Source organism: Lichenibacterium minor (genome assembly GCF_004137685.1).
GTDB lineage: Bacteria > Pseudomonadota > Alphaproteobacteria > Rhizobiales > Beijerinckiaceae > Lichenihabitans > Lichenihabitans minor.
In genome coordinates, this window is sequence record NZ_QYBB01000032.1 from 14858 (window position 1) to 40661 (window position 25804).

A 25804-nucleotide genomic window follows, 5' to 3' on the forward strand; every position below is an offset into this window, starting at 1 on the left:
GGTCCGGGTGCGTGTCTCGGGTCGACGGTGGACGGGGCTCGCGTCCGTCAGTCGACGGCGTCGAGGTGGCGGTCGAACAGCAGCCAACAGGAGAAGAGGCAGGCCGACGTCAGCACGAAGCATCCGAAGATCCAGGCGTAGACGAAAGGGACGCCGAGGATCGGACGGTCGACCGACGCCACCCATGGCAGCATGCCGGCGACCGTGCCGTAAGGGATCCCCAGTCCGACGAGGAGCTTCAACGGCGTTCTCATGGCGACCTCCGGTCGGTGGCGGTGGGAGAAGATGGTCTCGGAACGGGCGGCGGCGTGGGGCGCCGGCGAGGGCGCGCGGCCGTCAGGCCTGCTCGTCCCGCCGGGCGTACTGCCAGTAGAGAAAGCGCTGTCCGATCCGGCGGAAGGGCGCGAAGACGTGGCTCGGCAGTTCGCCGCGAAAGATCGGCACGCTGGCCTCGCCGGCGGGTTTGCCCGCCACCAGCGCCGCCATGCGGCGGCCGGCCTGGGCCGAATAGCTGACGCCGTTGCCCCCGTAGCCGAGCGCGTAGAACATCGCCCGGCCGGGCTCGGGCTGCACGATGCGGGGCATCATGTCGTGGCTGACGTCGACCCAGCCCCACCAGGAATAGTCGATCTCCACGCGGGCGAGGCTGGGGAACTTCGATCGCAGCCCGGCCAGCAGCAGGTCCAGGTGCTTCCTGTTGCCGGCGTCGGCCCCCGTGATGGCGCTGCGGCTGCCGATCTGCAGGCGATCGTCGGGCAGCAGCCGGTAATAGTGGCGCAGCGTGCGGGTGTCGGTGACGACCTGGCGGGTGCGGAAGTTCGTCGACGCGATCTCGTCCGGCGTGAGCGGACGCGTCACCACGGAGTTGGACAGGATCGGCATGATGCGGTTTCGCAAGCTGGGATCCAGCCACTGCCCGGTGTAGCCGCCCGTCGCGATCGCCACCGCGCGGGCCCGCACGGTCCCGCCCGGGGTCCGCACGCGGAAGGCGGCGCCGTCGCGCTCGATGGCGGTCACCGGGCTCGCGGTGTGGACCTTGACGCCGGCCGACCGCGCCGCCGCGAGATAGCCGAAGGCGAGCTTGGCCGGGTGGACGCCGATGCCGAGCGGCTCGTGCAGCGCACCGTGAGCCCCTTCCTCGGCCATCCAGTCGCGGCGCAACGCGTCGGGCGGCACCATGCGGGTGGCATAGCCAAAGACCCGGTTGCACACTTCGGATTCCGCCGCGAGCTTGTCGAACATCCGGGGTCGGTGGGCCACGTAGAGGTGGCCGCCCGGCTGCGGATCGCAGGCGAACTCGCGGGTGAGGTCCGCGAAGAGATCGAAGCCTTCGCGGATCTCGGCGTGGAGCTTCAACGCGGTCTCCTCGCCCCAGCGCGCGATCCACTGCGAGCGGCTGAGGCGGCCCGACGCGTTCTGGCCCTGGCCGCCGTTGCGCGTGGAACAGCCCCAGGCGACGCGGTTGGCCTCCAGCACTGTCGCCTTGATGCCGTGCTCGCGCGCGAGGAACAGCGCGCAGGCGAGACCCGTGAAGCCCGAGCCGACGATCACGACATCCGCGTCGCGGTCGGACAGGACGGGGCCGTCGTCGGGCGGGGGCGGGCCCGCCGACGCGACCCAATAGGTCGGCGCATAATCGCGGTTGCGGCCCGGACCACGGTCGACCAGCGGATCATAGGCGGGATCGTAGGGTTGGGTCGGGACGGCGGCGGGCGGGAGGCTTCTGGCGACTTCGATGTTCACGGCGGGACTCCCCGGCTCAGGCGGCTGCGGCGTCGGAAGCCGGTAGGGCGGGCCGATCCTTGCGGAAGGCGCTTTTCGAGGCGACCCGGTCGCCGTCGAAGGTGAACAGGTCGAGCCCCTCGACTTCGACGCGCGTGCCGTCGGGGCGTGTGCCGGTGAACAGCCATTCCGTCATGCCGCCGTCGGCGAAGACGCGAGACCGGTGCACGCTCCAGCGCACGTCGGGCATCTCGGTCCACACCGCCACGAAGGCCGACCGGATGGCGTCGAGCCCCGCGATCCTGCGGCCCGCGGCGGCCGGGCCGGCGGCGGTAAAGAACACGGCATCGGCGGCGAAACACGCCATCACGCCCTCCGCGTCATGTCGGTTGAAGGCGCCGAAGAGGCGGTCGAGCGTGGCGGAGCGGTCGTCCATCGGAGGTCCATCGATCGGCTGGCGGGGATCCTGCCGCGGTCTGGTCGGGATCCCGAGGGTTCGACGAGGTATGGCAGCGCTCGACGGGACCTCGATAGGGCCAGATGCCGGACGAACGCTGACCAGATCGGAGAAGAAATTGCATGGGTGAGCAAAATTGCGACATCCTGACGTCAGAATGAGCAAAAAATGACTTTGGTGCTTCGACATTCACCGATCAGTTTTGGTTCGTTGCTGCGGTGTTCGATACCTATCGCGCGTTAGGTCCAGATCACGACTGGAATGCGCCACGTCTGGACCAAGCGATCGGCCCGAAAGCTGCTTTAATTTTCGACGACGAGGGCCGATCGCTGCGGCGAGGCCGAAACCAGAAGGGTCCCCGACATGCGCATCCACCTTCATCCCACCGGCATGGCCGCGGCGGCGCTGGGCGCCCTGGCGACGCTCTGGGCGGCGCCCGCCGCGGCGGCCGACAAGGAGGTGACCTTCGCCTATCAGGACATGGTGGTGCCGTTCCGGGTCATCATGGAGAGTGGGGCCATCGAGAAGGCCACGGGCTACAAGATCACCTGGCGCAAGTTCGGCGGCGGCGGCGACGTCATCCGCGCCATGGCGTCGGGCAACGTCGCCCTCGGGGAAGCGGGGTCGAGCCCCATCGCGGCCGCGGCCTCGCAGGGCCTGCCGATCGAGCTGTTCTGGATCCTCGACGACATCGCCGATGCCGAGCAGCTCGTGGCGCGCGACGGCTCGGGCGTGACGGACGTGAAGTCCCTGAAGGGCCACACGGTGGCGACCCCATTCGTGTCGACCTCGCACTACCAGCTCATGTACGCGCTGCAGAAGGCCGGGCTCGGCGCCAAGGACGTCAAGGTCCTGAACATGCGCCCGCCCGAGATCGCTGCCGCCTGGGAGCGCGGCGACATCGACGCCACCTTCATCTGGGACCCGGTGCTGGCCAAGGTGAAGGCGAACGGCAAAGTGATCGACTCCGCGGCGAAGATCGCCGAGGAGGGCCGCCCGACCTTCGACGGGCTCGTGGTCGACAAAGCCTGGGCGGAGGGCAACAAGCCCTTCATGGTGGAGTTCGTGAAGCTCCTGTCGGGCGAGGACGCGCGATACGCGGCCGACAAGTCGAACTGGACGCCCGGCAGCGATCCCGTGAAGGCCGTGGCGAAATGGACCGGCGCCGACCCCGCCGACGTGCCAGCCGGCATGGCGGCTTACCGCTTCCCGACGCTGTCCCAGCAGGCGTCCGCCACCTGGCTCGGTGGCGGGGCCACGGCGGCGCTGAAGAACACCGCCGATTTCCTCAAGGAGCAGGGTAAGGTGCAGGACCTCGCCCCCGACTACGGCAAGTACGTCACCGACGAATACGTGAAGGCGGCCGCGAAGTAGCGCCCTAGCGCCGGAGCCGGCCCCATGCTCGAGATCCGCGACGTCAGCCTGCACTACGGCGAGGGGGAAAGCGGCACCGTCGCGTTGTCCCACGTCGACCTCCGCATCGCGCCCGGCGAGTTCGTCGTGGCGCTTGGCGCCTCGGGCTGCGGCAAGACCACGCTCCTGTCCTGCATCGCGGGCTTCCTGCGGCCCACCTCCGGCGAGATCCTGCTCGACGGCGCGCCCGTCAGGGCTCCGGGGGCCGACCGGGGGGTGGTGTTTCAGAAACACGCCCTGATGCCTTGGCTCGACGTGCGCGACAACGTCGCTTTCGGGCTCCGCATGCGGGGCATGGCTGGAGCGGAACGCCGCCGGGTGGCCGATGAGATGCTCGGCCTCGTCGGCCTCGGCGATGTCGCCGGCCGAAAGATCTACGAGCTGTCCGGCGGCATGCAGCAACGCGTCGGCATCGCGCGGGCGCTGGCCAGCGATCCCCGCGTGCTGCTCATGGACGAGCCGCTGGGGGCGCTGGACAGCTTCACGCGCGGGCAGGTGCAGGAACTCGTGCTGAGCGTGTGGCACCGCACCGGGAAGATGGCCTTCTTCATCACCCACGACGTCGAGGAGGCGATCTTTCTCGCCACCCGGCTCGTCGTCATGAGCCCGCGGCCGGGCCGGATCGTAGACGAGCTGGACCTGCCCTTCTCGCGCCGCTTCGCGGCCGGCGAGGGCGCGCGGGCGATCCGCGCCGACCCGGACTTCATCGCCGCCCGCGAGCGCGTGCTCGACCGGGTGCACGGCCGCGACGCTCGCTTCCGAGAGGATGCCTGACATGACCATCCTGGTGGACGACGCGGCCCACGACCTGTCCCTCGCGGATGCCGGCGACCTGCCGCCAGCGGCGATCGACGTGCCGGTGACCCGACTGCGCGATGCCGCCGCGAGCCGGCCAAAGGTCCGTCGCGGCCTACCGCAGGGCGCTCCGGGCGCCGGGATGCCGGTGCTGAGCGTCGTCACCGTGCTGGCGCTGCTGGCCCTTTGGGCGGGCGTGACGCAGACGGGTCTCGTCAAGCCGCTGTTCCTGCCGGGGCCCGCCGCCATCCTGAAAGCCTTCGGCCAGTCCTGGACGGGCGACTTCGACGGCAACCCGCTGCTCGTGCAGGTGGGCGCGAGCCTCGCCCGGGTGGTCGGCGCCTTTCTCCTCGCTTCGGCGATCGGCATCCCGGCCGGCCTCGCCATGGGGGTGAGCCGCCCCGCCCGCGCGGTGCTCGACCCCTTAATCGAGTTCTATCGCCCGCTGCCGCCGCTCGCCTACCTGCCCCTGATGGTGATCTGGTTCGGCATCGGCGAGACCGCCAAGGTGCTGCTGATCTTTCTGGCCTGCTTCGCTCCCGTGGCGCTGGCGACCCGCGCGGGCGTTCTGTCGGCCTCCGCCGATCAGGTCAATGCGGCACGCTCCATGGGGGCGAGCCGGTGGCAGGTCCTGCTCCACGTGGTGCTGCCGGCGGCGACGCCCGACATCCTGGTCGGCCTCCGCATCGGGATGGGCGTCGGCTGGACCACGCTGGTGGCGGCCGAGATGGTGGCGGCGAACGCGGGGTTGGGCCAGATGGTGCTGAACGCGTCCAATTTCCTGCGCACCGACGTGGTGGTCATGGGCATCCTGGTGATCGGGCTCTTCGCCGTGTTGTTCGAGGTGGGGATGCGGTGGCTGGAACGGGTGCTGGTGCCGTGGAAGGGCAAATCGTAGCGCCGGCCGCCGACGGGCTCATCCGACCAGACGCCCCAGCCGCCGCAGCCCTTCCTCGATCCGTTCCGTGCGGATCGACGAGAACCCCAGCCGGAAGCAGCGGCGCCCCCGCTCCGGATCCGCGAAGAATACATCCCCCGGCTCGATCAGCACGCCCGCGCCCCGCGCCGCCTCGACGAGGCGCCTCGCATCGAAGCCCTCCGGGCCGGTGATCCAGGCGCTGGCCGCGCCGGCGTTCCGCCGGGCCGCGAAGCCCGGGAGGTGGTGTGGCAGGGCGGCGTCGACGATCGCGGCGCGCTCCGACAGGGCGGCGGCCACGCGGCGGAGGTGGCCACGGTAATGGCCGAGGCCAATGAACATCGCCATGGCGCGCTGGTTGTTGGACGGCGGGTGGCGCAGCATGATGCGGCGCAGGACGCGCAGCTCGGCGATCACCGGCGCGGGCGCCACCACGTAGCCGAGTCGCAGCCCGGGTGCCAGGGCCTTCGACAGGCTGCCGACATAGACCACGCGCGCTTCCGTGTCCTGGCTCTTCAACGGCGGGGCGCGCTCGCCCTCGGCGAACATGTCGGCGTCGTAGTCGTCCTCGACGATCACCGCATCCTGGGCCCGGGCCGCGGCGAGAATCGCGCGGCGCCGCTCCGGGGACAGGATCGCGGTCGTGGGGCACTGGTGACCGGGGGTCAGGATAGCGAGCCGACACTCTGCCAGGCCCTCGTGCCACACCGCGCCCGCGCCGTCGACCGGCATCGGCCGGACGATCCCGCCCGCCAGGGCCACCATGTGGCGGGCGTCGGGATAGCCGGGATCCTCGACGGCGACGGGCGTGCCCGATCCGACCAGCAGACGGGTCACGAGGTAGAGCGCCTGCTGGGCCCCGATGGTGATCATGGCTTCGCCCTCGGCGGCCCAGATGCCGCGGCGCGGCAGCACCTGGGCGCGTAACTGCTCGAGGAGTTCGGGATCGTCGTCATCGATGAGGTCGCCCGCCCAATCGTTGATCGACGACACGGTCGAGGCCGCGGCGACGCTTTCCCGCCAGCTCTGCGTCGGGAACAGGGACGGGTCGAACTGCCCGAACAGGAACGGATAGGGATAGGATTGCCAGTCGCGGGGCTTGGCGATGTGGCGCAGCAGCGACGGGCGCAACGCGAAGCGGGCCGTCCATTCCGCGCCGTCGGGGCAGCGGGGCGCGGCCGCCTCCCGGGCGCGGCCGTCCAGGGAGGCCACGAAGACGCCGCTGCGTTCGACGCTGACAAGGTAGCCCTCGTCGATCAGTTGGTCGTAGGCGAACACGACCGTGTTGCGGGCGACCGCCAGCACGTCGGCGAGCCTGCGGCTCGACGGAAGGCGCGTGCCCTCGGACAGCGTCCGTCCCTCGATGGCGGCCACCAGCACCTGGCGGATCTGGGCCTGGAGGGCGACGTCCGTCCGGTTCAGGTCGCCGAACAGGTGCAGCCACGCGGGTCCGTCGGGGGCAGCCAGCGACACCTCGGGAATCCTCCTTCGAAGGCCTGGGAAGGTCAGGCATCGCACCGGCCTTTCGAGGCCATCCCTGGCAACCGCCGCGCCAACTCGGGCGCCGTGCCCCACCTTGGACCTCGCGGGCGAGCGCCGCTGGCCCTGTCCGGGACGGCTTTCCCGCGGCATCGTGGGCGCATCACCCCTGGGACCACATCTCCATGTTCACCGGCCTCCTCGACGCGAGTCCGCCCTGGCCCGTCCTGCTGGCCGGCGCCGCGATGATGTTCGCCGCCGGCACGCTGCGCGGCTACACGGGTTTCGGGTTCAGCATCGCGGCGGTCCCGCTGCTGAGCCTCCTCGGAACACCCGCGACCGTGGTCCCCATCGTGCTCATGCTGCAGCTCGTCGTCAGCGCCAACGGTATCCGAGCCGCCGCGCGGCTGAGCGATCGGCGTTCGATCGGGCTCCTGGCCGGCGGAGCCCTGGCGGCGACGCCGGTCGGGCTCTGGGCGTTGACGGAACTCCCCGACGCGGTGGTGCGGCTCACCATCGCCGGTACGGTGTCGGCGGCCGTGCTGGTGCTGGGCCTGGGCCTTCGCCCCGCTACTGCGCCGTCCGGCCCTCGCGTGCTGCTCTTCGGTGTGGCCTCGGGATTGTTCAACGGCGTCGCCGGCATGCCGGGGCCACCCGTGATCGCCTACTACCTGGGTACGCCGATCCCCGCTGCCACGGCCCGCGCTTCCATGATCGTGCTCTTCACCCTGACGAGCGCCTTCGCGCTGGTACCGCTCCTAGCGCTCGGGCGGCTTCATGTCGGATACTGCTTGCTGGCCGCAGCGGCCCTGCCGGTCGTTTGGCTGGGGTCGAGCCTCGGCGCCTGGCTGCATGCCCGAAGCTCGGAGCGGACATACCGGGCCGCGGGCCTCACTGTCCTGGCCGCCACGGCGGCTTTGGCCTCCGTCAGAGCCATCTCGTCGATCGTGTGATCGGCGATGGAGGGTCGGGGACTGCCCGATACGCCCACTATCGGCACTTCAGATAGGCCGGGCGGACCTGACTGGGACTGGGAACCATCGCGTCCGCAGTTCACGATCATCGCCGGTGTAAACGGTGTCGGCCGTGACCTGCATTGAATCCGTCGGCCCGCTCTCATGCGAGATCGAACGGCCGCTCCGGGACGCACCCTTTCGGAAGCAGCCGGTCCGCTGTCCACCCACTCCCGCTGTCAGGCAGGCGTCGACCCATGCTCGACGTTCCCGGGCCCCTCAACGGCCCTCCGACGCGGACGCTCGGGGGCCGACACCCCCGAGCCATGTATTTTAGTCGGTTCGCGTTGGGTACACCCCAAGCGAACCGGCCAGAGTCACCCTCGGTGAAGCTTCGCCTTGACCATCGGTTGTGGGTCGTCGACCCTTCACATACGCTTCAATGACACCCCATTGGACAGGCGCGTCATCCCGTGACGCCTCCTGCAGAGATCGCGGGCGCCGAAGCGATGGTCGCCGACCCGGGGTCGGCCCAAAGCGAACCGCTCCGGCCCATGCTGGCCGGGGCTGTAGCTCCGGTCTGATAAGGGTACATCTCAAGCGAACTCGCACGGTAGGCCCGCATCATCGCCTCGCGAGGGAGGGTACGCGCGGAAGCGACGCCGCGGGACACGCGCTGACAGGAGCGCTTTCGAAACGACCGCTCGCGCTGAGCCCTTTCACGCTGGCGCCCGCGCCGCGATTCCATCGAGTTCTGTCAGGGCATCGGACGGCAGCATGCACCCTCCCGCCGCGATGTTCTCGCGAAGGTGCACTACCGACGATGTGCCAGGGATCAGAAGGATGTTCGGCGAGCGCCGCAACAGCCAAGCCAAAGCCACCTGCAACGGCGTGAAGCCGAGCCGCGCTGCGATGTCGGACAGGGTTGTGGACTGCAGCGGCGAGAAGCCGCCGAGCGGGAAGTAGGGGACGTAGGCGATGCCGTCGCGGGCGAGGTCGTCGATCAGCTCGTCATCGGCGCGGTGTGCGAGATTGTAGTTGTTCTGCACGCAAACGATGTCGCAGATCCGCCGCCCCTCGGCGACCTGAGCGGGCGTGACGTGACTAAGCCCGATGTGGCGGATCAGGCCCTTGCGCTGAAGTTCGGCAAGGGCTGTCAACGGTGCCTCGATCGAGCCCTCGGCGGGATGGTGGGCGTCAAACATGCAGCGGAAGTTCACGACCTCGATCACGTCGAGACCGAGGTTGCGCAGGTTGTCGTGAACGGCGCTCGTCAACTCTTCGGCCGAGAAGGCCGGGATCCACGCTTTGTCGCCCCCGCGGCGCGCTCCTACTTTCGTGACGATCACGAGGTTCGGTCCGAAGGGGCGCAGTGCCTCGCGGATCAGGCGATTGGTGACGTGCGGACCGTAGAAGTCGCTGGTGTCGATATGGTCGATGCCGCTCTCGACCGCGGCATGCAGCACCGCCTGCGCGGCCTTGAGATCCTTTGGCGGCCCGAAGACGCCTGGGCCGGCGAGCTGCATAGCTCCGTAGCCGAGGCGGTGCACGCGGCGCAAGCCGAGTGCGAAGGTGCCTGATTGTTGGATCGGGGACATGGTCGCTCTCCTGTTGCGATGGAAACGATCTACCCCTTGCATCAGCGCGCGATAATCTAGGACGATCTGCACGGGCTGTGCGAAAGAGCGAACAATGCGGGTGGGTTTGGCAGATCTCGAGGCCTTCGTGGCGGTCGCGCATGCTGACGGTTTCCGCGACGCCGCCCGAGCGACTGGGTTCAGCGCCTCGGGCCTGAGCGAGGCGGTGCGCCGGTTGGAGGAAAGGCTCGGAGTTCGCCTGCTCCACCGCACCACGCGCAGCGTGACGCTGACAGAAGCAGGGGAGCGGCTTCTCACGCGCCTCGGCCCGGCGCTCGGCGAAGTGGAGGACGCGCTCGATGTCGTGAACGGCCTGCGGGACCGTCCGGCGGGTGCACTGCGGCTCAACGTGCCGATCAGCGCCGCGCGTCTGGTGCTGCCCCGCATCGTGCCGCCCTTTCTCGCCGCCTACCCCGAGATCCGCCTCGAGGTGGTCACCGAGGAAAGCTTCGTCGATGTGCTGGCAGCAGGTTGCGACGCCGGTATTCGTTATGGCGAGCGGTTGGAGCAGGACGTCATCGCAGTGCCGATCGGCCCTCGCGTACAGCGCGCCGCCGCGGCGGCCTCCTCAACCTACCTGGACCGCCATGGCCGTCCCGCGCATCCGCGCGACCTGCTCGCCCACTCCTGCCTGCGCAACCGCTTCGCCAGCGGGGCGACCGCCCCTTGGGAGTTCGAGCGGAACGGCGAAACGCTGCGGATCGAACCTTCGGGGCCGCTGGTGGTGCAAGCCGGCGGGGGAAGCGACCTCGCCGTCATGGCGGCGATCGCGGGGACGGGCGTCGTTTATCTGTTCGAAGACTGGCTGAAGCCGCATTTTGACGCGGGCACTCTCGAACCTGTGCTCGCTGGCTGGTGGCCGAGTTTTCCGGGACCGTTCTTGTATTATTCGGGTCACCGACTCGTTCCGCCGCCGCTGCGGGCTTTTGTCGACTTCCTCAAAACGATCGGCGAAACGAGGTAGAAGAGATCAACTCCACACCGACACCTCGGATACGCGGTGGTTGGGCCGCATCGTGCATCCGCACACGAGGCTTGCATGCTCAGGCTTCCGGAGTCGGGTGTACATTCGGTATCCCCGCTGCTTTTTTGAGTAGGCTCATGATGAACCGCTCTAGCGGTCTATTATGGGCCTCATGACCCCACCACCTGAATCGGATTTCGCAAACAGACCATCTTAGAAAGACTGGTGGTCATAGCTGCCCGTGCCGACATTCGAGCCTCGCCCGCCCAGCCGAGCGTCTGTTCAGGATCTTCGGACGAGCTTGCCTAGATGGTCTTCGACCTCGCTCAAAGCAGCGGCCTCGCCTTTCATAACCTCGGCAACTCCGAGCAAGGCCGCCACCATCGCCGCGTCGATCCAACCTCCTCTACCACAATGAGGGCTCGGACACGATCCAGGCCGGCAACGGTGACAACACCATCGTGGGCGGCCAGGACAGCACTGACAGGGCCGATCTCATCACCTCGGGGTCAGGAAATGACCTGGTCCTCGGTGACGGGGGCGACGATACGGTGGCGGCCGGCGGTGGGGCCGACACGGTCGTGGGCGGCTTCGGGCGGGACATCATCCTCGGGAACCAAGGCGACGACATCATCCTGGGCAACCAGGGTAACGACACGCTCGATGGCGGCCAGGGTGCTGATACGGCATCCGGCTGAATAGGCCGGAGCCGTATCACAAGCCCGCGCGGCGCTTGAGCGAAGCCGGCTTCCGCGCTGCGAAGCAATCTCGCGGAAGCCGTATGACACGCCGGTCGGAGGCATCGGCAACGACGTCCTCTACGGGAATGAGGGTGACGACGTCCTGTACGGGAACGAGGGCTCCAACCATCCGTGCTCTCCCCGTCGCAGTGGATCGAACATCCGGCCCGTCTCGGCTGGCGAGCGATCCCCGCCCCTGACATCATCGCCTTGATGGAACCCGCGCACCCCAGTCGAGCCATCAGAATTCCGAAGCATACCCGAACCTGTCGAGCGTCCTGAGCCCGTCACTCTGTCGAGCGGAACGATGAAGGACCTAAATTATTTCTTAATTTTTTGGCCGTGATCCGGCGGGACCGAGTTCGGCCGGGGCGTTGCATTGACACCGAGTCATCGAGAGCCGAAATACAGCCCCGCCGCGCACCAGATGCGGCTCGGGGAGGGCGACATGACACAATGGCACCGATCGAGCGGGCTCGATCGCCGTTCCCTCCTGGCCACCGCTGGGTCGGCCGTGGCGCTCGCCGCCCTGCCGCGGCGGGCCTTAGCGGCTCCCGTGCCCGTCGGCGCCGTGATGGCGACGCTCAGCGGCTACATGGCGGCGGCCGGCGGCCGGGCGTTGCCCGACGAGGTCGTGGAAAAGGCCAAGCACCACATTCTCGACACGTTCGCGGCCATGATCTCGGGCTCGGGCCTGCCCCCGGCGCGCGCGGCCCTCAAGTTTGCCCAGGGCTATGCGACCGACCCTACGGCGACGATCGCAGCCTCCCGCCTCACGACCAACCCGCTCGAGGCGGCCCTGGTCAACGGCATGCTGGCCCATTCGGACGAGACGGATGACTCCAACGAGTTCTCGCAGTCGCACCCCGGCTGCGCGGTGGTGCCGGCGGCGCTGGCGGTGGGCGAAAAGTTCGACGTCGACGGGATACGGTTCCTGCGCGCCGTGACGCTCGGCTACGACGTCGGCCCGCGCGTCACCATCAGCTTCGGCGCGGTGGAGTTCCGCGACGAGAGCCACAAGGCCACGCACGCCATCGCGGGCGGCTTCGCGGCCGCCGCCGCCGCGGGCTCGCTGGCGGGGCTCGACGCGCAAAGGATGCGCTGGATGCTCGACTACAGCGCGCAACAATCGGCTGGCATCGGCGCCTGGGCGCGCGACACGTCGCACATCGAGAAGTCCTTCGTGTTCGCCGGCATGCCGGCTCGCAACGGCGTGACCTCCGCCCTCGTGGTGCAGTCCGGCTTCACGGGCGTGGACGACATCTTCTCGGGGCCGGACAACTACTTCGAGGCCACGGCGCCAAACGCCAAGCCGGAGCTGCTGGTGGAGGGGCTCGGCCAGCGCTACGAGATCGCCCGCACCAACATCAAGAAGTGGACGGTGGGCTCGCCCATCCAGGCGCCGCTCGACGCCATGGCGGCTATCTTCGCCAAGCGGCGCGTCGCGCCCGACGACGTGCGGTCGGTCGTGGTCCAGTTGGCCCACACGGAGGCCCGGACGGTGAACGATCGCGACATGCCGGACATCAGCCTGCAGCATATGGTGGCCGTGATGCTGCTCGACGGCACGGCGTCCTTCGCGGCCGCGCACGACAAGGCCCGCATGGCCGATCCCGCGGTGCTGCGGCAGCGGGCCAAGGTGAAGCTCGTCGAGAGTCCGGAGTTGGAGCGGCTGGAGCCGGCCCGGCAGGCCATCGTCGACCTCACGCTGAACGACGGCACTGTGCTGAGCGAGCGGGTGACCGCGGTGCGGGGCACGGTCGACAACCCGATGCCGCGCGACGAGGTCGTGGCCAAGGCCCGAGACCTGTGCGAGCCGGTGATCGGCAAGGCGCAGACCGCGTCCCTCATCGCGATGGTGCTCGGGCTAGACGGCCTGCGCAGCGTCCGCGACCTGCGAGGCGTGCTGCAGACCGGGTGAAATCCCCGGCGTGCGGGAAGGTCGTACGGACGTCTGGTTCGCCGCATACTCACTCCGGAGCGGCCCTTCCGCTCCCCACCCTGTCTCGCCGTTTATCCGCCACCGGCCGGTTCCGACCCACTCCGGGCGTTCCTGATCCGGTCAGGCTATCTCCGAAGCCGCCGTTGCACTTCCGAAGCCAGCCGGCGTGCGAACGAAGCGAGGCGGAGCTATCGGAGCCGGCCCCATCCGCGATCGAGGATCCTGCGATCATCGGCCTACCGTGCCGCGCTCACCAGCGATGCGATGCGCGAATAAGGAGACAATCTCGGCCCTGCACTGGGTCGATTCCCTGCTTTTCGTGATGGCTCATCCTGGGCTATCTTCACGCTGTGACCCAAGGCCAGGACCGACTCTGCGACAGCAGCCGCGCCTCGACGGCGGCCGTCCCCGAACGGGAGCGCCTCGACGCGTGGCAGGCCCTGTTCAAGGGCGCCCACGCTATCAGCGCCGAGGAGCCCCGGCGCTTCCGCGGCGAGATCGCCAGCGTCGCGGTCGACGCCATGATGGTGCACCGGATGCGGGCGACCGCCCAGGCGGTCGAGCGCACCCCGGCGATGGTCCGCGGAGACGGGCTCGACCACATCGTGCTGCACCTCAGCGCCAGCCCCATGCTGGCCCGCTCGGGTGACGACGACATCGCGGTCCACGGCGGCGCCGTCAGCGTCAACGACTTGGCGCGCCCGCTCCGGCGCGCGGCCGCGCCCGACCTCGACTCGGTCAGCGTGGTGCTGTCGCGCGACCTCGTCGCCTCCGTGCTGCCGGACACGGACGCCCTGCACGGCGCGGTCCTCGGCCAGGGCGCGGGGGCGCTGCTGCGCGCCCACATGCGCGCGCTCGCCGAGAACGCCCATCTCATCACGCGCGAAGCCGCCGCCGCGACGGCGCGGGGCACCGCGGAGCTCCTCGCCGCCTCGATCCTGTCGACGCCCGACGCGGCGGAGCGCGCCCGCGAGCCGATCCAGGCCGCCGCCCTGGTCCGGGCCAAGCGCTACATCGACGCCCACATCGCCGCGGTGGACCTGACGCCGGACAGCATCGCGCGGGGCGTCGGCGTGTCGCGGGCGACGCTGTTCCGCGCCTTCGCGCCGCTCGGGGGCGTGGCCGCCTACGTCCAGGACCGCCGCCTCACGCTCGTGCGGCGGAGCCTGGCGCGCCGTCTGAAATCCGAGACGGTAGGCGAGATCGGCTACCGCTTCGGGTTCCGGAGCGACGTCCACCTCAGCCGGGCGTTCCGAAGGCGGTTCGGGATGGCGCCGAGCGACGTCCGCCCCCTGTTCGGCGCCGTGAGCCCGCCGGCGCTCGCGTCTGACGGCCGACTCATCGCGGGCTGGCTCGCCGAGCACGGCTGAAGGCAGCGCAACGCTGCCCTCCCGGCCCGCGAAAGGTGTGGCCTGAGACGGTCGGTTCAGAGGTTGAGACTCCCCCCGGCGAACCTTTCGTTAGGTTCGCGGCTGGAACGGGGGCGGCGAGCGGAGCCGCGCAGCGGCCGTCGGCCGCCTGCTCCCCCGAGGCGGCCAGGGCCGCCGGCGCCGCGGCGCCGGGCGGCCGCTCGCAGGGACAGCCATGGACACGATCACCATCACCGCCACGGGCGGCGCCACCTTCGACGTCGCGGCGAGCGCCTCGGTGCCGGTCTTCCAGCCCGCCATCGATGCCGCGGGCGACATCGGCGGCCTGACGATGGACGGCGCCGGCCCGCGCGTGGTCACGCAGGCCACGGGCGGGCGGGCCGTCTCGGCCGCACTGCCGGCCGGCGCCGTAAACGCCGGCATCGTGGGGATCGACGGCACAGGCGCGGTCTACGGCACGTACTTGCTCCCCGACCCCGGCGGCTCCTCCTATACCACCTACAGCTTCAAGGACGCGGGCGGCATCGTCGCGACGATCGCCAGGCCGAACGGGGCCGCGGACACGATCGTCGCCTCCGTGAATGCCGCCGGCACGGCGGCGGGCCTCTACACGGACGCGAGCGGCAGCACCCAGGCGTTCGTCCTGTCCGGCACGGACGCGACGCCCGTCACGGTCGACGGCCAAGCCCCGCCGTCCGTCCAGTCCCTGGCGCCCATCGACGCCGCGGGCGATGTCGCTGGGGTCTACACCGACGCGAGCGGATCCCCGCACATCTTCCTGGCGACCGGGGGATCGGCCGCGGCCGGGAGCGTCCCGCTGTTCGGCGGGTATACGCCGACGTCCGTCGTCGCGGTCCGAGACGGCGTCACGATGGGAACACTCGTCTACGGCGACCGGACCTACGGCTTCTACATCCTGGCGGGTACGACCCGCATCTTCAACGCCCCTACGAACGCGCTGAGCGCGCCGAAGCCGGTCGGGTTCGACGCACATGGCAACATCGTCGGCACGTACACCGACAACTATGGGAGGACGCAGAGCTTCGTCGAATTCGTCGCGCCCGACGGGGGGCAGCCGGCCTGGAATGCGAGCCCCCTCGCGTTCCCCGGCCCCGGCGTCAAATCCACGGCCGTCACCGGCGTCGACGGGGCCGGAACCGTCTTCGGCACCTACACGGATTCGAGCAACGCGCCCCACGGCTTCGTCGAGCGGGGAGGCACCTTCACGGCCGTGCCGGTCCCGGACGGCGTCGACCTCGCCACGCCGACCGGGGCCGACGCGGCCGGCGACGTCGTCGGGTTCACGACGAGCTCCACGCGCGAGACCGGGAACGCCGCCTTCACGGGCCGCGACGGCGCCGGCGCGTTGCTGACCGTGGCGGGGCGACCGCTGCCGGACGTCGCGCACGGGGCCGTCACGGTCGACGGCCTCGGGCGGATCGTCGGCACGGTGTCGGACTCCGCCGGCAACCACGCCTTCGTGGCGGGCCCCGGCTCGACCGCGAGCTTCGACGCCGCCCCGGGCGCGAGGAGCACGTCGGTCGACGGGACCGATGCGGCCGGCGACGTCGCGGGCTCCTACATCGACGCCCAGAACCAGAGCCACGTGTACCTGCGCACGGCGGACGGAACGGTCTTGCCGCTCGACCCGACCGCGTCGACCGGAGCCAATTTCGTAGGGATGAACGCCGCGGGCGCGGTGACTCTCACCTACTACGACGGCGACGGGGGGTCCCACGCGGCGCTCTACGCCGGCGGCCGGCTCACCACCATCACCCCGGACGGGGCGATCAGCTCCGACGTTGCCTTCATCGACGACGCCGGCGACGTCTTCGGGAGCTTCGACGACGGCGCCGGCACCCACCTGTTCGAGCGCGCCGCCGACGGCACGGTCACTCGGCTCGACCCGGCCGGGGACGACTATGCCACCTCCCCCTTCTTCGACGCCGCCGGCGACGCGGCGGGCACCTACAAAGACACCACAGGCGGCGGCATCGTCACGCTCGTCGGCGGCAAGCTCTCGACCACGTCGCTGACTGCTCCGCTTGGCGCCAGCCGCGTCCAATCCGTCGCGCTCGACGCGACCGGCGGCGCCTACGGCATCTATGAGAAGACTGGGCGGTACGACACCCACGCCTTCTACCAGCCTGCGGGCGGCGCGCCCGTCCGCATCGACCCGACGACGGACATCTCCGTCGACCACAACACGCTCCTGAGCGGCGGCGGCACCGTGGCGGGCATCGACACGGCTAGGAACAACAACACTCAGCAGGTCTACCAGCAGGTCTACGTCCACGCGGGCGGGACCACGAAGACCTACGACGTGCCGAACGGCTACAGCGTCGCGCTCGCCGGCATCGACGCCCGCGGCGACGTAGCGGGCACGTTCGGGAACGGGCGAATGGCAGGCAAGGCCCGCTCGATCGCCTTCGCGATCACGGGGGACGTGCTGTCGACGCTGGCGCCGCCGCCGGACGCGGACGCGCTCGCGGGGATGAGCGTCAGCGGCATCACCGCGTCGGGCCTCGTCGCCGGCACCTATACGGGCACGGACGGCGTGACCCACCTCTTCACGGCGCAGGCCGGCTCCCCAGCCGCGACGCGGCTCGACCCTGAGGGCAGCACGGACGCGTCCTTCGTCGCGGGCACGTTCGGCGAGGACGGCACGCCGGCCCCGGCCGACGGCGCTGTCGCGGTCAACTATACTGACGGATCGGGCGCGAGCCACGGGCTCGTGTATCTCGACGGCCGGGTCACGGTCGTGGAGGGCGCACCGGGCGCGACCTCGACCAGCATCGACAGGGTCGACGCGCAGGGCAACGTCGCGGGCACCTACACGGACGCTGCGGGCGGCACCCACAGCTTCGTGCGCTTCGCGGCCGCGACGCCGACGATCATGGGCACCCACACCGGCGCGACGGCGGGCGAGGCGCCGCTGGGGCCCTTCGCGGGGGTCCAGGTCGCCGACGCCAACGCGGGCGCCATCGAGACCCTCACGGTCGCGCTGTCGGGCACGGGCGGCACCCTCGCGGACGGCGCGGGCTATGCCGGCCTCCGGCAGAACGCCGACGGCTCCTATGCGCTGTCCGGCACGGCCGCGGCGGTGACGGCCGAGCTCGCCGCGCTGAGCTTCAAGCCGCGCGCGGCCGGCACCACGACCTTCACGCTCAAGGACGTGACGAGCGTCGGCGGGGTCTTCACGAACACGGCCACGGACGCGGCCACTGTGGTGACCGACACGGCAGCGGTGATCCCGCCCCCCGCACCCGCACCCGTTCTGACCCCCGCACCGGCGCCCGGCGGCTCCGCCCTGACCTCTCTACCGGCGCCCGGCGGTTCTGCCCCGCCCCCCGCACCGGCGCCCGGCGGCTCCGCCCTGACCTCTGTACCGGCGCCCGGCGGTTCTGCCCCGCCCCCCGCACCGGCGCCCGGCGGCTCTGCCCCGCCCCCCGCACCGGCGCCCGATGCGGTGTCGATCGCGCCGCAGGTGGGCTTCAAGCGCGGCGTATTCACCCTCTCCGGTGCGGCGTCGTCGTCGGTGGGGGTGTCCTCCGTCGAGATCACGGCCACTCTCGGCGATGGCACGGTCAAGGACCTCGGCGCTGCGGCGGTGAACGCGGACGGCTCCTTCACCTTCGCGGACCGGATCGGGCGCCGCACCCAGGGCTTCATCACCGCCACGTTGACCGATGGGGCGGGCGGCACGGCGACGGGCACGGCCGGCTTCTCGCTCTCGGGCTTCCCGGCCCGGGACGGGTTCACGGCCGAGCAAGACACCTACAACGTCGACGGCAGCGCGCCTCTGTCGACGTCGCAGTTCATGCCGGACGGCGAGCGAACCACAGGTGTCACGGCGCCGGGCCAGACGTTGAGCGCGGACTACACCGATGCGTTCGACGCCAACTACCAGGGCGGCAACACCTTCTTGTACCACGCGGGCCACGGCGCCAACGTGGTGGACGAATTCCGTCTCAGGGGCGCGCAGCACGATACGCTGAGCTTCGCAGGCTCGGATTTCGGCAACGATGTCGCCAACGTGCTGGCGCAGGCCCATTACGCCCAGGGCGGGGTCGTCATCACCGATGCGGTCACGCAGGACACGGTCCAGCTTATCGGTGTCACGAAGAAGCAGCTCGCCGCCAACGCGGGCGACATCGCCTTCCACGCGTGAGAGGCGCGAGGGGAGGCCGCGGCGCATGCGGCCTTCCCAAGTCGTCGATTTAGTGCAGTCCAGGTCGGCACGACGGATGAGGCATGATCAAGGTGCAGCGTCGCACTGCATAACGGTGTTTGAAAGTCAGCCGGACCGCAATCGTCAGGCGGCGGGCCAATGAACGTCCGCTCGACCTAAGCTCCTTCTCCAAACCAGCCGTTCCGCTCTCCACCCAAGGGCGAACCCGCTCTCGCGGGAGAGCGTTCTGAAAGGTAGGGCAAGACTGGAAACCAGCGCGAGCGCTTGAACGGGTTCCGCCAGCCTCCGAGATGAGGGTCCACCCCTCATCTCGCGAGGATCACGCGATGTCCCACCAACAAACCTCCATCTCGGTCAGCCCGCTCCGCCGCCACATGCTCGACGACATGGCCATGCGCGGCCTGCAGGAGGACGGCGGCCCTGACGATGCAGTCCATGATCCTGCCAGGCTCCGACGGGGCGCACGGATCGGTGCGCGCGCGCCGAGAGCGGAGTTGATCCTCGAGGTCGAAGAGACGTCCCCGACCCGAGCGAGGGGTCAGAGCCGCGCCTCCTCGATCCGGTAGAAGGACGCGCATGTCCTCCCGAGCAGGCACTCCCGCTCGTCGGACGACAGCCGCCCGCACCACGTTTCGACCGTCGCCATCGTGTCCCGGTAGGGGGCCGCCAGGGTCGACACGGGCCAATCGGATCCGATCATGCAGCGCGCCGGCCCGAAGGCCGCGAGCGCCGTGTCGAGGAAGGGTGTGATCGCGCCCGTGCCGGGCAGCGTGCCCAGTCCGGAAAGCTTGCACCAGACGTTGGGGCGGCGGCCGAGCGCCGCGATCCCGGCCTGCCACGCAGGCAGGTTCACGCCGTCCCGATGCGGCTTGGCGATGTGGTCGACCACGAAACGGACGCCAGGGCAGGCGTCGACCAGCGCCAGTGCCGCCGGGATGTGTTCGGTCCGGATCAGCAGGTCGTAGGCGAGGTCGCGCGACGCGAGGTGGGACACACCCCGGACATGAGCCGCCGAGGCGGCGAAACTGGTGTTCGCCCTGTCGTGGACCGCCATCCGCAGGCCGCGCAGCGACGGCTCATCGGCATGCCGGTCGAGGCGGGCTTCGACGTCGGGCGCGCAGAGGTCCACCCAGCCCACCACGGCACGGACGAAGGTGTGCCGGCGCGCGAGGGCGAGGAGCCAATCGGTCTCGGCCTCGACTTCGCGCGCCTGGACCACGACGCAGCCGTCATAACCCGCCTCGTCCATCAGCGGCGCGAGCTCGCCCGGGAGGTAGTCACGCCTGAGGGGGGCCTCGGCCGCGCCCATCCAGCCATAATCGCCCGCATGGGCGGCGTAGTCCCAGAAGTGCTGGTGGGCGTCGAGCTTCAAGGGCGGCCTCAACGTCGCTTGCGGCGGAGTTGGTCGAAGTAGACGATGACGATGATCAATCCCCCGGTGATGATGCGCTGCCAGAACGGGTTGACGTTGAGGAGGTTGGCGCCGTTGTTGATGGTCGTGAGGATGAAGGAGCCGAGCAGCGGCCCCTGGATCGATCCCACGGCGCCGAAGAGGCTGGTGCCGCCGATCACCGACGAGGCGATGGCCTGGAGTTCCCAGCCCTCGCCCTGGGTGGCGTTGCCGATGCCGATCCGGGCCGCCAGCAGGACGCCGACGAAAGCCGCCAGTGTCGCCGAGATCATGTAGGCCATGTAGAGGATGACCTTGACGTTGACGCCGGTCAGCCGCGCCGCCTCGGCGTTGGACCCGATGGCGAAGAGGTAGCGTCCCCAGCGGCTGTGCTGAAGCAGCAGGTAGGCCGGCACCGCCACTACCACCACCATCCAGAAGAGCAACGGCACGCCGAGAAAATTGGCCCGCGAGAAGTCGGTGAAGCCATCGGGTAGGCCCGAGATGGTGGCGCCGTTGGTGACGAGCAGGCCGATGCCCCGCAGCGCCGTCAGCGACGCCAGCGTCATGATGAAGGGCGGCAGGCCGAGTTGGACGATGCCGAAGCCGTGGAAGGCCCCGATCGCCATGCCGAGGAACAGCGTCAGCATCACGGAGGCGCCGATCGAGAAGCCGTGGACCATGAGCCAGGCCACCGCGACCGAGCAGAAGCCCACCACGGCTCCGACCGAGAGGTCGATGCCGGCCGTGATGATCACGAACGTCTGGCCGACCGCGATGATCGCCACCATGCTGCCCTGGCGGAGCAGGTTGGTGATGTTCTTCTCGGTGAGGAAAGTCTCTGTCGAGAGCGCCAGGCCGATGCACAGCAGCAGCAGCAGACCGACCAGGGTCAGGCTCAGGACGAGCCCCATGCGGGAGCCGCGGCGCCCCGCCGTCGTCGGCGCCGCAGCGACGGGGTCCTGGATCTGGACACTCATGGGCGTAACTCCGGATCTGGTCGGGAGGGGGTCAGACCCCGATGGCTTCGGTGAGGATGGTTTCCTGCGCGACCTTCGGGCCCGCATGGCTCGCCACGAGGCGGCCGCGGCGGAACACGTGGAGCGTGTCGCTGAGGTCGTAGACCTCGGGCAGGTAGGACGAGATCAGCACGATGCCGGCGCCCTCCCGCAGCAGGCGGGCGAAGATGCGGTAGATCTCGACCTTGGTGCCCACGTCGACGCCGACGGTCGGCTCGTCGACGATGAACAGCTTCGCCCCGTGGGCGAGCCACTTGCCGACCACGATCTTCTGCTGGTTGCCGCCGGACAGGCTCGCGGCATCGGCCTCGCGAGAGGCGGCCTTGATCTGCATGGCGCGGATCTGCCGGTCGGCGGCCTCCCGCTCGGCGCGCCAGCTCAGCCCGAGCCCACGGCTCAGCCGGTCGAAGATCGGCAGGTTGAGGTTGTGGGCCACGGGCAGGTTGAGGCAGAGGCCCTGGTCGCGCCGGCTCTCGGGCACGAGGGCCATGCCGCGGCGGATGGCGTCGGCCTCGTTGCGGACGGTGATCGGCTGCCCCTGCCACACGATCTCGCCGCCGGTCTTGGCATGGCGGCCGAAGATGGTCTGGACGCATTCGCTGCGGCCCGCGCCGATGAGGCCGTAGAGCCCGACGATCTCGCCTTCCCGGACCGACAGGGACACGTCCCGGAAGCCCGGCCCGGAGAGGTTCTCGACCCGCAGGATCTCGGCGCCGAACGCCACGCTCTCCTTGAAGTGGATCTGGGCGACCGAGCGGTTGATCATGCCGCGGATCAGGGAGGCCTCGTCGGTCTGGGCGACCGGCGAGGTCGACACCAGGGCCCCGTCGCGCAGGATCGAGACGCGGTCGGCGAGTTCGAAGACCTCCTCGAGCCGGTGGCTGATGTAGACGATGGTGACGCCCTGCGCCTTCAGCCGGCGGATCAGCGCGAAGAGCTGGGTGGCCTCCTGCCGGGTGAGATATCCGGTGGGCTCGTCGAAGATCAGGAACCGCGTGCCGCGCGTCGCCGCGCGGGCCGTGGCGACGAGCTGCTGCTGGCCGATGGTGAGATCGGACAGCATGGCGTCGGCGCGCAGCGCGAAGCCGAGGTCGTCGAGCACCGCCTGCCCCGCCCGCACCATCGCACCGTGGCGGAGCAGGCCGAAGCGGGTCGCCTCGTCGCCGAGGAAGAGGTTGGCGGCGACGCTCAGATGGCGGCAGAGCACCACCTCCTGGTGCACCGCGTTGATGCCGAGCGCGATGGCGTCCTGGGGCGTGGCGAGATCGACCGTGCGGCCCTCCCACAGGATCTCGCCGCCCGAGCGGCGGTGCACGCCGGTCAGCAGCTTGATCAACGTCGACTTTCCGGCGCCGTTCTCCCCCACAATGGCGTGGATCTCGCCCGACATGAAGGCGAGGTCCACCGCCTTCAGGGCGTGGGTGGCGCCGAAACGCTTGTCGAGCCCCTGCAGGGCCAGCAACGGCGACGCCGCATCGCGGGAGAGAGGAGCGTCGAGGAGAACCGCATCGGTCATGGGCGTCTCGCGATGGAGCGATGAGGGGCCGGCCGAGAGCGCTCCCGCGTCGGGCTGGGGCGCTCTCGTCACGGCTCAGTTGAGCTTGGGGTCCAGCAGTTCCTGGCTGCGGGCCGAGCCCATGTTGGCCTTGGTGATGACGTTGACGCCCGTGTCGACGGAGGCCGGCACCGTTTCGCCCTTCGAGGCCGCCAGGGCGGTCTTGATGCCGTCGTAGCCCATGCGGAACGGGTCCTGGACGATGAGGCCGTAGATGGAGCCGTCCTTCAGCAGGCCGACTAGCTTCGGGTCCGAGTCGAAGCCGATGAGGGTCAGCTTGTCGCCGACCTTGTTCTCCGCCACCGCCTGGCCCGCGCCCTGCGCCATGATGAGGTTCGAGGCGAAGACGCCCACGAGCTTCGGATCGGCGGTGAGCACGTCGGTCATGATGTTGAGGCCGGTCGTAGCCTGGCCGTCAGCCACCTTGTCCTGCGTGAGTTTCAGTCCGGGATACTTCTTCAGCTCCTCCCTGAAACCCTGCGCGCGCTGGTCGAGCGAGCCGACGCCGGGCAGCGAGGTGATGAGGGCGACATCGCCCTCCACCTTGCCGGTCTTCTGCTTGATCCCCTCGGCGAGCGCGTCCGCGGCGCCCCGGCCGCCCTGGACGTTGTCGGTCGTCAGGAAGGACGTGAAGGCCTTGGAATCGGCGCCCGAGTCGATGCCGATGATCTTGACCGACTTGGCGGCCTCGGTGATGGGCTTGCCGAGCGCGGCGAACTGCGTCGGCGAGATCACGACGGCGGCCGGCTTTCCCGAGACTGCGTTCTCCAGGATGGTGATCTGGCCGTCGATGTCGGATTCCGACTGGGCGCCGAGCTCGGGCACCTTGACGCCGAGGTCCTTGCCGGCCCTGCGGGCGCCGGCCAGCACGATTTGCCAGTAGTTCGACGTCGTATCCTTGACGATGATCGGGATGGTGGTCTCGGCGGCGCTGGCCTGGGATGTGGCCAGGGACGCCAGGGCTGTGGACAGGAGCAGGGCTGCGGCGGCGACGGTCTTCATGGTGGTCCTCCGGAGATCGATGATGGGGGGGCGCTCTTCGGCGCCTTGGCGGGGATGGTCCCCGCTGATGGAAGCGGGCGGTCGGGACTGCGCTACGGCAGGTGGATGACCGCCTTGACGACGCCCTCGGCGGCGTCGAGCAGCGCCGGGAAGCGCTCCGGGACGTCGGCGAGGGCGAGGCGATGGGTGTTGAGCGCCGCCGTCGGCACGAGGCCGGCCCGCATGGCCGCCATCACGGCGTCGAAATCCGCCGGCGTGGCGTTGCGGCTGCCGAGCAGGTTCGTCTCGCGCTTGTGGAACTCGGGGTCCGAGAAGCCGATCGTGGCGCTGACGATCGACACGAGAACATAGGTGCCGCCGTGGCCCACGAAGCCGAAGCCGCGCTCGATGGCGGCGGCGCTGCCGGTGGCGTCGAAGACCGCTTCGAAGAACTCCCCGTCGGTGATGGCCGACAGTGCCGTGACGTCGCCGTCGCCGACCCGCACCGTTGAGCCGATCCCGAGATGCTCGGCCGAGAAGGCGAGGCGGTCGGCGCGCGGGTCGACCAGCGTGACGTCGCCGCCGGCCAGCCGTGCGAAGAGCGCTACCGCCATGCCGATCGGGCCCGCCCCCACCACCAGCGTCCGGTCGCCCGGCCGCACGACGGCGCGGCGGACCGCATGGGCGCCGATCGCCAGGAACTCCACCAGGGCGGCCTCGTCGAGATCGAGGCCCGGGGCGGGACGCACGGCGGCTTCGGGGAGGCTCAGCAGCTCGGTCATGCCGCCGTCCCGGTGGACGCCGAGCACCTGGAGGGTGCGGCAGCAGTTGGTGAGGCCACGGCGGCAGGCGTTGCAGGTGCCGCAGGAAAGGTAGGGTAGGATCGCCACGACGTCGCCGGCCTCGAGGGCGGAGCCCTCCGGCGCTTCCTCGACGGTGCCGGAAAGCTCGTGGCCCATCACCCGCGGGTAGCTGAGGTAGGGTTGGTTTCCGGTGTAGATGTGGAGGTCGGTGCCGCACACGCCGATACGGCGCAGCCGCACCAGCACCTCGCCGTCCCCCCGGTGCGGGGCCGGGCGGTCCTCGGCGCGCAGCCGACCGGGCGCGTCGCAGACGATGGTCAGCATGGTGTCCGCCTTTCTCCATCAGGGCGCGCCATCGTCACACTCCGGCCGGCAGCGGTGCGGCGGGGGACACGAGCCCGCCCTTGACCAGCGCGGCCCAGAAGGCGGCCGGGATCGGCCGCTCGAAATCCGCCACGTTGGCGCGAAGCTGGTCGGCCGATTGAGCGCCCGCCACGACCGACACGACCGCCGGATGGGCCGAGGGGAACTGCAGCGCGGCCGCGGGAAGCGGGACACCGAACTCGGCACAGACCGCCTTCAGGGCCGCCACGCGCGCGACGACGGACGCCGGCGCGGCCGCGTAATCGAAGGTCGTGCCGCCGGCCAGTATGCCCGAATTGAACGGCCCCGCCGCCGCCACGGCGGTGCCGGCACGGGCGCAGGCGTCGAGCAGCGGCAGCGCATCTTGCTCCAGCAGCGTGTGCCGGCCCGCCAGCAGCACAGCGTCCAGGTCCGCCTCGCCCAGGGCATCGGTCACGACGGCGGCCTCGTTGACCCCGAGGCCGAAGCCGCCGATGCGTCCGTCCCGGCGCAGCTCCTCGAGCGCCCGGAACCCGCCGCCGCGCGTCAGCGCGTGCCAGTGGAGGTCGTGCCGGTCACCGTGCGTGGCACGGCCGATGTCGTGCACGTAGAGGAGTTCGACTCGGGCGAGCCCGAGCCTCTGCTGGCTGTCCTCGAAGGACCTCAGGATGGCGTCGTGGCTGTAATCGTAGCGGGCTGGAAAAGGCAGGGGATCGACGTAGCCGAACTCTTCCCGGCCCACGGCCTCGGCCGGGACCATGAGGCAGCCGACCTTGGTGCTGATCGCGAAGGCGGTGCGGTCGCGCTCCGACAGGAAACCGCCGACGCGCCGCTCGGACCGGGTATAGCCATAGTAGGGCGCCGTATCGAAGTAACGGATGCCGCTGTCCCAGGCAGCCTGGAGGGTCTCGACGGCATCGCCGGGCGACATGGCGCGGAAGAGGCCGCCGATCTGCGCGGTGCCGAGGCCGAGCGCCGACAGCATCGTGCCGGTCCGCGGGATCGCCCGCATCTCCGACGCCCTGGACGGCGTGCCCCGGCTCGCCCCGCTCCCCATGTCGTGTCCCCCGCTGGTCCGCCATGTGGTCTGGCCAATCCAACACGTTCAAGCTGTCTGACGCGTCAATCGGTGTC

Annotated in this window: 21 protein-coding genes and 1 pseudogene; 11 read left to right on the forward strand and 11 right to left on the reverse strand. The window is 70.1% G+C overall.

Annotated features, from left to right (window positions below; genetic code table 11):
- Window positions 1-47: 47 nt before the first annotated feature.
- The 3 genes from D3273_RS20530 to D3273_RS20540 form a co-directional block, all read right to left on the reverse strand.
- Window positions 48-254: a DUF3311 domain-containing protein gene (locus D3273_RS20530; protein WP_129228764.1), complete on the reverse strand. Its 207-nt coding sequence runs from the start codon at window positions 252-254 to the stop codon at window positions 48-50.
- An 82-nt stretch (window positions 255-336) separates the two neighbouring features.
- Complete coding sequence (locus D3273_RS20535; RefSeq protein WP_245501308.1) at window positions 337-1743, reverse strand: NAD(P)/FAD-dependent oxidoreductase; 1407 nt, start codon at window positions 1741-1743, stop codon at window positions 337-339.
- Between the two features lie 16 nt (window positions 1744-1759).
- Window positions 1760-2158, reverse strand: a complete 399-nt coding sequence (locus D3273_RS20540; RefSeq protein WP_129228765.1) for a nuclear transport factor 2 family protein — start codon at window positions 2156-2158, stop codon at window positions 1760-1762.
- 384 nt (window positions 2159-2542) lie between these two features.
- Between D3273_RS20540 and tauA the strand changes: the two genes are divergently transcribed.
- Genes tauA through D3273_RS20555 form a run of 3 tightly spaced genes read left to right on the forward strand, consistent with a single transcriptional unit; the run spans window position 2543 to window position 5285 of the window.
- Entirely contained in the window at window positions 2543-3553 is a 1011-nt protein-coding gene (gene tauA / locus D3273_RS20545) for a taurine ABC transporter substrate-binding protein (protein ID WP_129228766.1), read from the forward strand.
- A gap of 24 nt (window positions 3554-3577) precedes the next feature.
- Entirely contained in the window at window positions 3578-4366 is a 789-nt protein-coding gene (locus D3273_RS20550; RefSeq protein ID WP_129228767.1) for a taurine ABC transporter ATP-binding protein, read from the forward strand.
- A 1-nt stretch (window position 4367) separates the two neighbouring features.
- Window positions 4368-5285 carry an ABC transporter permease subunit gene (locus D3273_RS20555; protein WP_129228768.1) on the forward strand — a complete coding sequence of 306 codons (918 nt, stop codon included), beginning with the start codon at window positions 4368-4370 and terminating at the stop codon, window positions 5283-5285.
- Between the two features lie 18 nt (window positions 5286-5303).
- Here the strand turns inward: D3273_RS20555 and D3273_RS20560 are convergent, their stop codons facing one another.
- The gene (locus tag D3273_RS20560; protein WP_245501309.1) at window positions 5304-6776 is read right to left on the reverse strand and encodes an aminotransferase-like domain-containing protein; all 1473 of its coding nucleotides are present in this window, start codon (window positions 6774-6776) and stop codon (window positions 5304-5306) included.
- Window positions 6777-6967: 191 nt separating this feature from the next.
- Between D3273_RS20560 and D3273_RS20565 the strand changes: the two genes are divergently transcribed.
- On the forward strand, window positions 6968-7735 hold the full coding sequence (locus tag D3273_RS20565; protein ID WP_129228770.1) for a sulfite exporter TauE/SafE family protein: 768 nt from the start codon (window positions 6968-6970) through the stop codon (window positions 7733-7735).
- A 719-nt stretch (window positions 7736-8454) separates the two neighbouring features.
- Here the strand turns inward: D3273_RS20565 and D3273_RS20570 are convergent.
- Window positions 8455-9333 (reverse strand): aldo/keto reductase family oxidoreductase, encoded by an 879-nt coding sequence (locus D3273_RS20570; protein WP_129228771.1) that lies wholly within the window; start codon window positions 9331-9333, stop codon window positions 8455-8457.
- Between the two features lie 94 nt (window positions 9334-9427).
- Between D3273_RS20570 and D3273_RS20575 the strand changes: the two genes are divergently transcribed.
- The 7 genes and pseudogenes from D3273_RS20575 to D3273_RS29715 all read left to right on the forward strand — a co-directional run bounded on the left by D3273_RS20575 (window position 9428) and on the right by D3273_RS29715 (window position 18559).
- Window positions 9428-10336, forward strand: coding sequence for a LysR family transcriptional regulator (locus D3273_RS20575; RefSeq protein WP_129228772.1), 909 nt, complete (start codon window positions 9428-9430; stop codon window positions 10334-10336).
- Between the two features lie 416 nt (window positions 10337-10752).
- Window positions 10753-10809, forward strand: a pseudogene (locus D3273_RS29830) (hypothetical protein); the annotation flags it as partial.
- Complete coding sequence (locus D3273_RS29835) at window positions 10798-11034, forward strand: calcium-binding protein (protein WP_129228773.1); 237 nt, start codon at window positions 10798-10800, stop codon at window positions 11032-11034. The pseudogene D3273_RS29830 and the gene D3273_RS29835, both read left to right, overlap by 12 nt.
- 103 nt (window positions 11035-11137) lie before the next feature.
- A complete protein-coding gene (locus D3273_RS29995; protein ID WP_428977793.1) occupies window positions 11138-11290 on the forward strand; it encodes a hypothetical protein in 153 nt (50 codons plus the stop codon).
- 234 nt (window positions 11291-11524) lie between these two features.
- Window positions 11525-12997 carry an MmgE/PrpD family protein gene (locus D3273_RS20590; RefSeq protein WP_129228774.1) on the forward strand — a complete coding sequence of 491 codons (1473 nt, stop codon included), beginning with the start codon at window positions 11525-11527 and terminating at the stop codon, window positions 12995-12997.
- Between the two features lie 371 nt (window positions 12998-13368).
- Window positions 13369-14388 (forward strand): helix-turn-helix domain-containing protein, encoded by a 1020-nt coding sequence (locus D3273_RS20595; protein WP_129228775.1) that lies wholly within the window; start codon window positions 13369-13371, stop codon window positions 14386-14388.
- Between the two features lie 214 nt (window positions 14389-14602).
- Window positions 14603-18559: a beta strand repeat-containing protein gene (locus tag D3273_RS29715; RefSeq protein ID WP_165359594.1), complete on the forward strand. Its 3957-nt coding sequence runs from the start codon at window positions 14603-14605 to the stop codon at window positions 18557-18559.
- A gap of 559 nt (window positions 18560-19118) precedes the next feature.
- Here D3273_RS29715 and D3273_RS20605 read toward each other — a convergent pair.
- The 6 genes from D3273_RS20605 to D3273_RS20630 form a co-directional block, all read right to left on the reverse strand.
- Window positions 19119-19952: an amidohydrolase family protein gene (locus D3273_RS20605; protein WP_165359595.1), complete on the reverse strand. Its 834-nt coding sequence runs from the start codon at window positions 19950-19952 to the stop codon at window positions 19119-19121.
- Between the two features lie 8 nt (window positions 19953-19960).
- Entirely contained in the window at window positions 19961-20950 is a 990-nt protein-coding gene (locus D3273_RS20610) for an ABC transporter permease (RefSeq protein ID WP_129228776.1), read from the reverse strand.
- Window positions 20951-20981: 31 nt separating this feature from the next.
- Window positions 20982-22505 (reverse strand): sugar ABC transporter ATP-binding protein, encoded by a 1524-nt coding sequence (locus tag D3273_RS20615; protein ID WP_129228777.1) that lies wholly within the window; start codon window positions 22503-22505, stop codon window positions 20982-20984.
- Between the two features lie 75 nt (window positions 22506-22580).
- A complete protein-coding gene (locus tag D3273_RS20620; RefSeq protein WP_129228778.1) occupies window positions 22581-23546 on the reverse strand; it encodes an ABC transporter substrate-binding protein in 966 nt (321 codons plus the stop codon).
- Window positions 23547-23638: 92 nt separating this feature from the next.
- A complete protein-coding gene (locus D3273_RS20625) occupies window positions 23639-24652 on the reverse strand; it encodes a zinc-binding alcohol dehydrogenase family protein (protein ID WP_129228779.1) in 1014 nt (337 codons plus the stop codon).
- 34 nt (window positions 24653-24686) lie between these two features.
- Complete coding sequence (locus tag D3273_RS20630) at window positions 24687-25727, reverse strand: aldo/keto reductase (RefSeq protein ID WP_129228780.1); 1041 nt, start codon at window positions 25725-25727, stop codon at window positions 24687-24689.
- Window positions 25728-25804 lie beyond the last annotated feature (77 nt).

What these genes read in the sequence shown, in the direction of transcription:
- D3273_RS20530 (WP_129228764.1), bottom strand. Translation starts at nt 254, where the DNA reads ATGAGAACGCCGTTGAAGCTCCTCGTCGGACTGGGGATCCCTTACGGC.
- D3273_RS20540 (WP_129228765.1), bottom strand. Translation starts at nt 2,158, where the DNA reads ATGGACGACCGCTCCGCCACGCTCGACCGCCTCTTCGGCGCCTTCAAC.
- tauA (WP_129228766.1), top strand. Translation starts at nt 2,543, where the DNA reads ATGCGCATCCACCTTCATCCCACCGGCATGGCCGCGGCGGCGCTGGGC.
- D3273_RS20550 (WP_129228767.1), top strand. Translation starts at nt 3,578, where the DNA reads ATGCTCGAGATCCGCGACGTCAGCCTGCACTACGGCGAGGGGGAAAGC.
- D3273_RS20555 (WP_129228768.1), top strand. Translation starts at nt 4,368, where the DNA reads ATGACCATCCTGGTGGACGACGCGGCCCACGACCTGTCCCTCGCGGAT.
- D3273_RS20565 (WP_129228770.1), top strand. Translation starts at nt 6,968, where the DNA reads ATGTTCACCGGCCTCCTCGACGCGAGTCCGCCCTGGCCCGTCCTGCTG.
- D3273_RS20570 (WP_129228771.1), bottom strand. Translation starts at nt 9,333, where the DNA reads ATGTCCCCGATCCAACAATCAGGCACCTTCGCACTCGGCTTGCGCCGC.
- D3273_RS20575 (WP_129228772.1), top strand. Translation starts at nt 9,428, where the DNA reads ATGCGGGTGGGTTTGGCAGATCTCGAGGCCTTCGTGGCGGTCGCGCAT.
- D3273_RS20590 (WP_129228774.1), top strand. Translation starts at nt 11,525, where the DNA reads ATGACACAATGGCACCGATCGAGCGGGCTCGATCGCCGTTCCCTCCTG.
- D3273_RS29715 (WP_165359594.1), top strand. Translation starts at nt 14,603, where the DNA reads ATGGACACGATCACCATCACCGCCACGGGCGGCGCCACCTTCGACGTC.
- D3273_RS20610 (WP_129228776.1), bottom strand. Translation starts at nt 20,950, where the DNA reads ATGAGTGTCCAGATCCAGGACCCCGTCGCTGCGGCGCCGACGACGGCG.
- D3273_RS20615 (WP_129228777.1), bottom strand. Translation starts at nt 22,505, where the DNA reads ATGACCGATGCGGTTCTCCTCGACGCTCCTCTCTCCCGCGATGCGGCG.
- D3273_RS20620 (WP_129228778.1), bottom strand. Translation starts at nt 23,546, where the DNA reads ATGAAGACCGTCGCCGCCGCAGCCCTGCTCCTGTCCACAGCCCTGGCG.
- D3273_RS20625 (WP_129228779.1), bottom strand. Translation starts at nt 24,652, where the DNA reads ATGCTGACCATCGTCTGCGACGCGCCCGGTCGGCTGCGCGCCGAGGAC.
- D3273_RS20630 (WP_129228780.1), bottom strand. Translation starts at nt 25,727, where the DNA reads ATGGGGAGCGGGGCGAGCCGGGGCACGCCGTCCAGGGCGTCGGAGATG.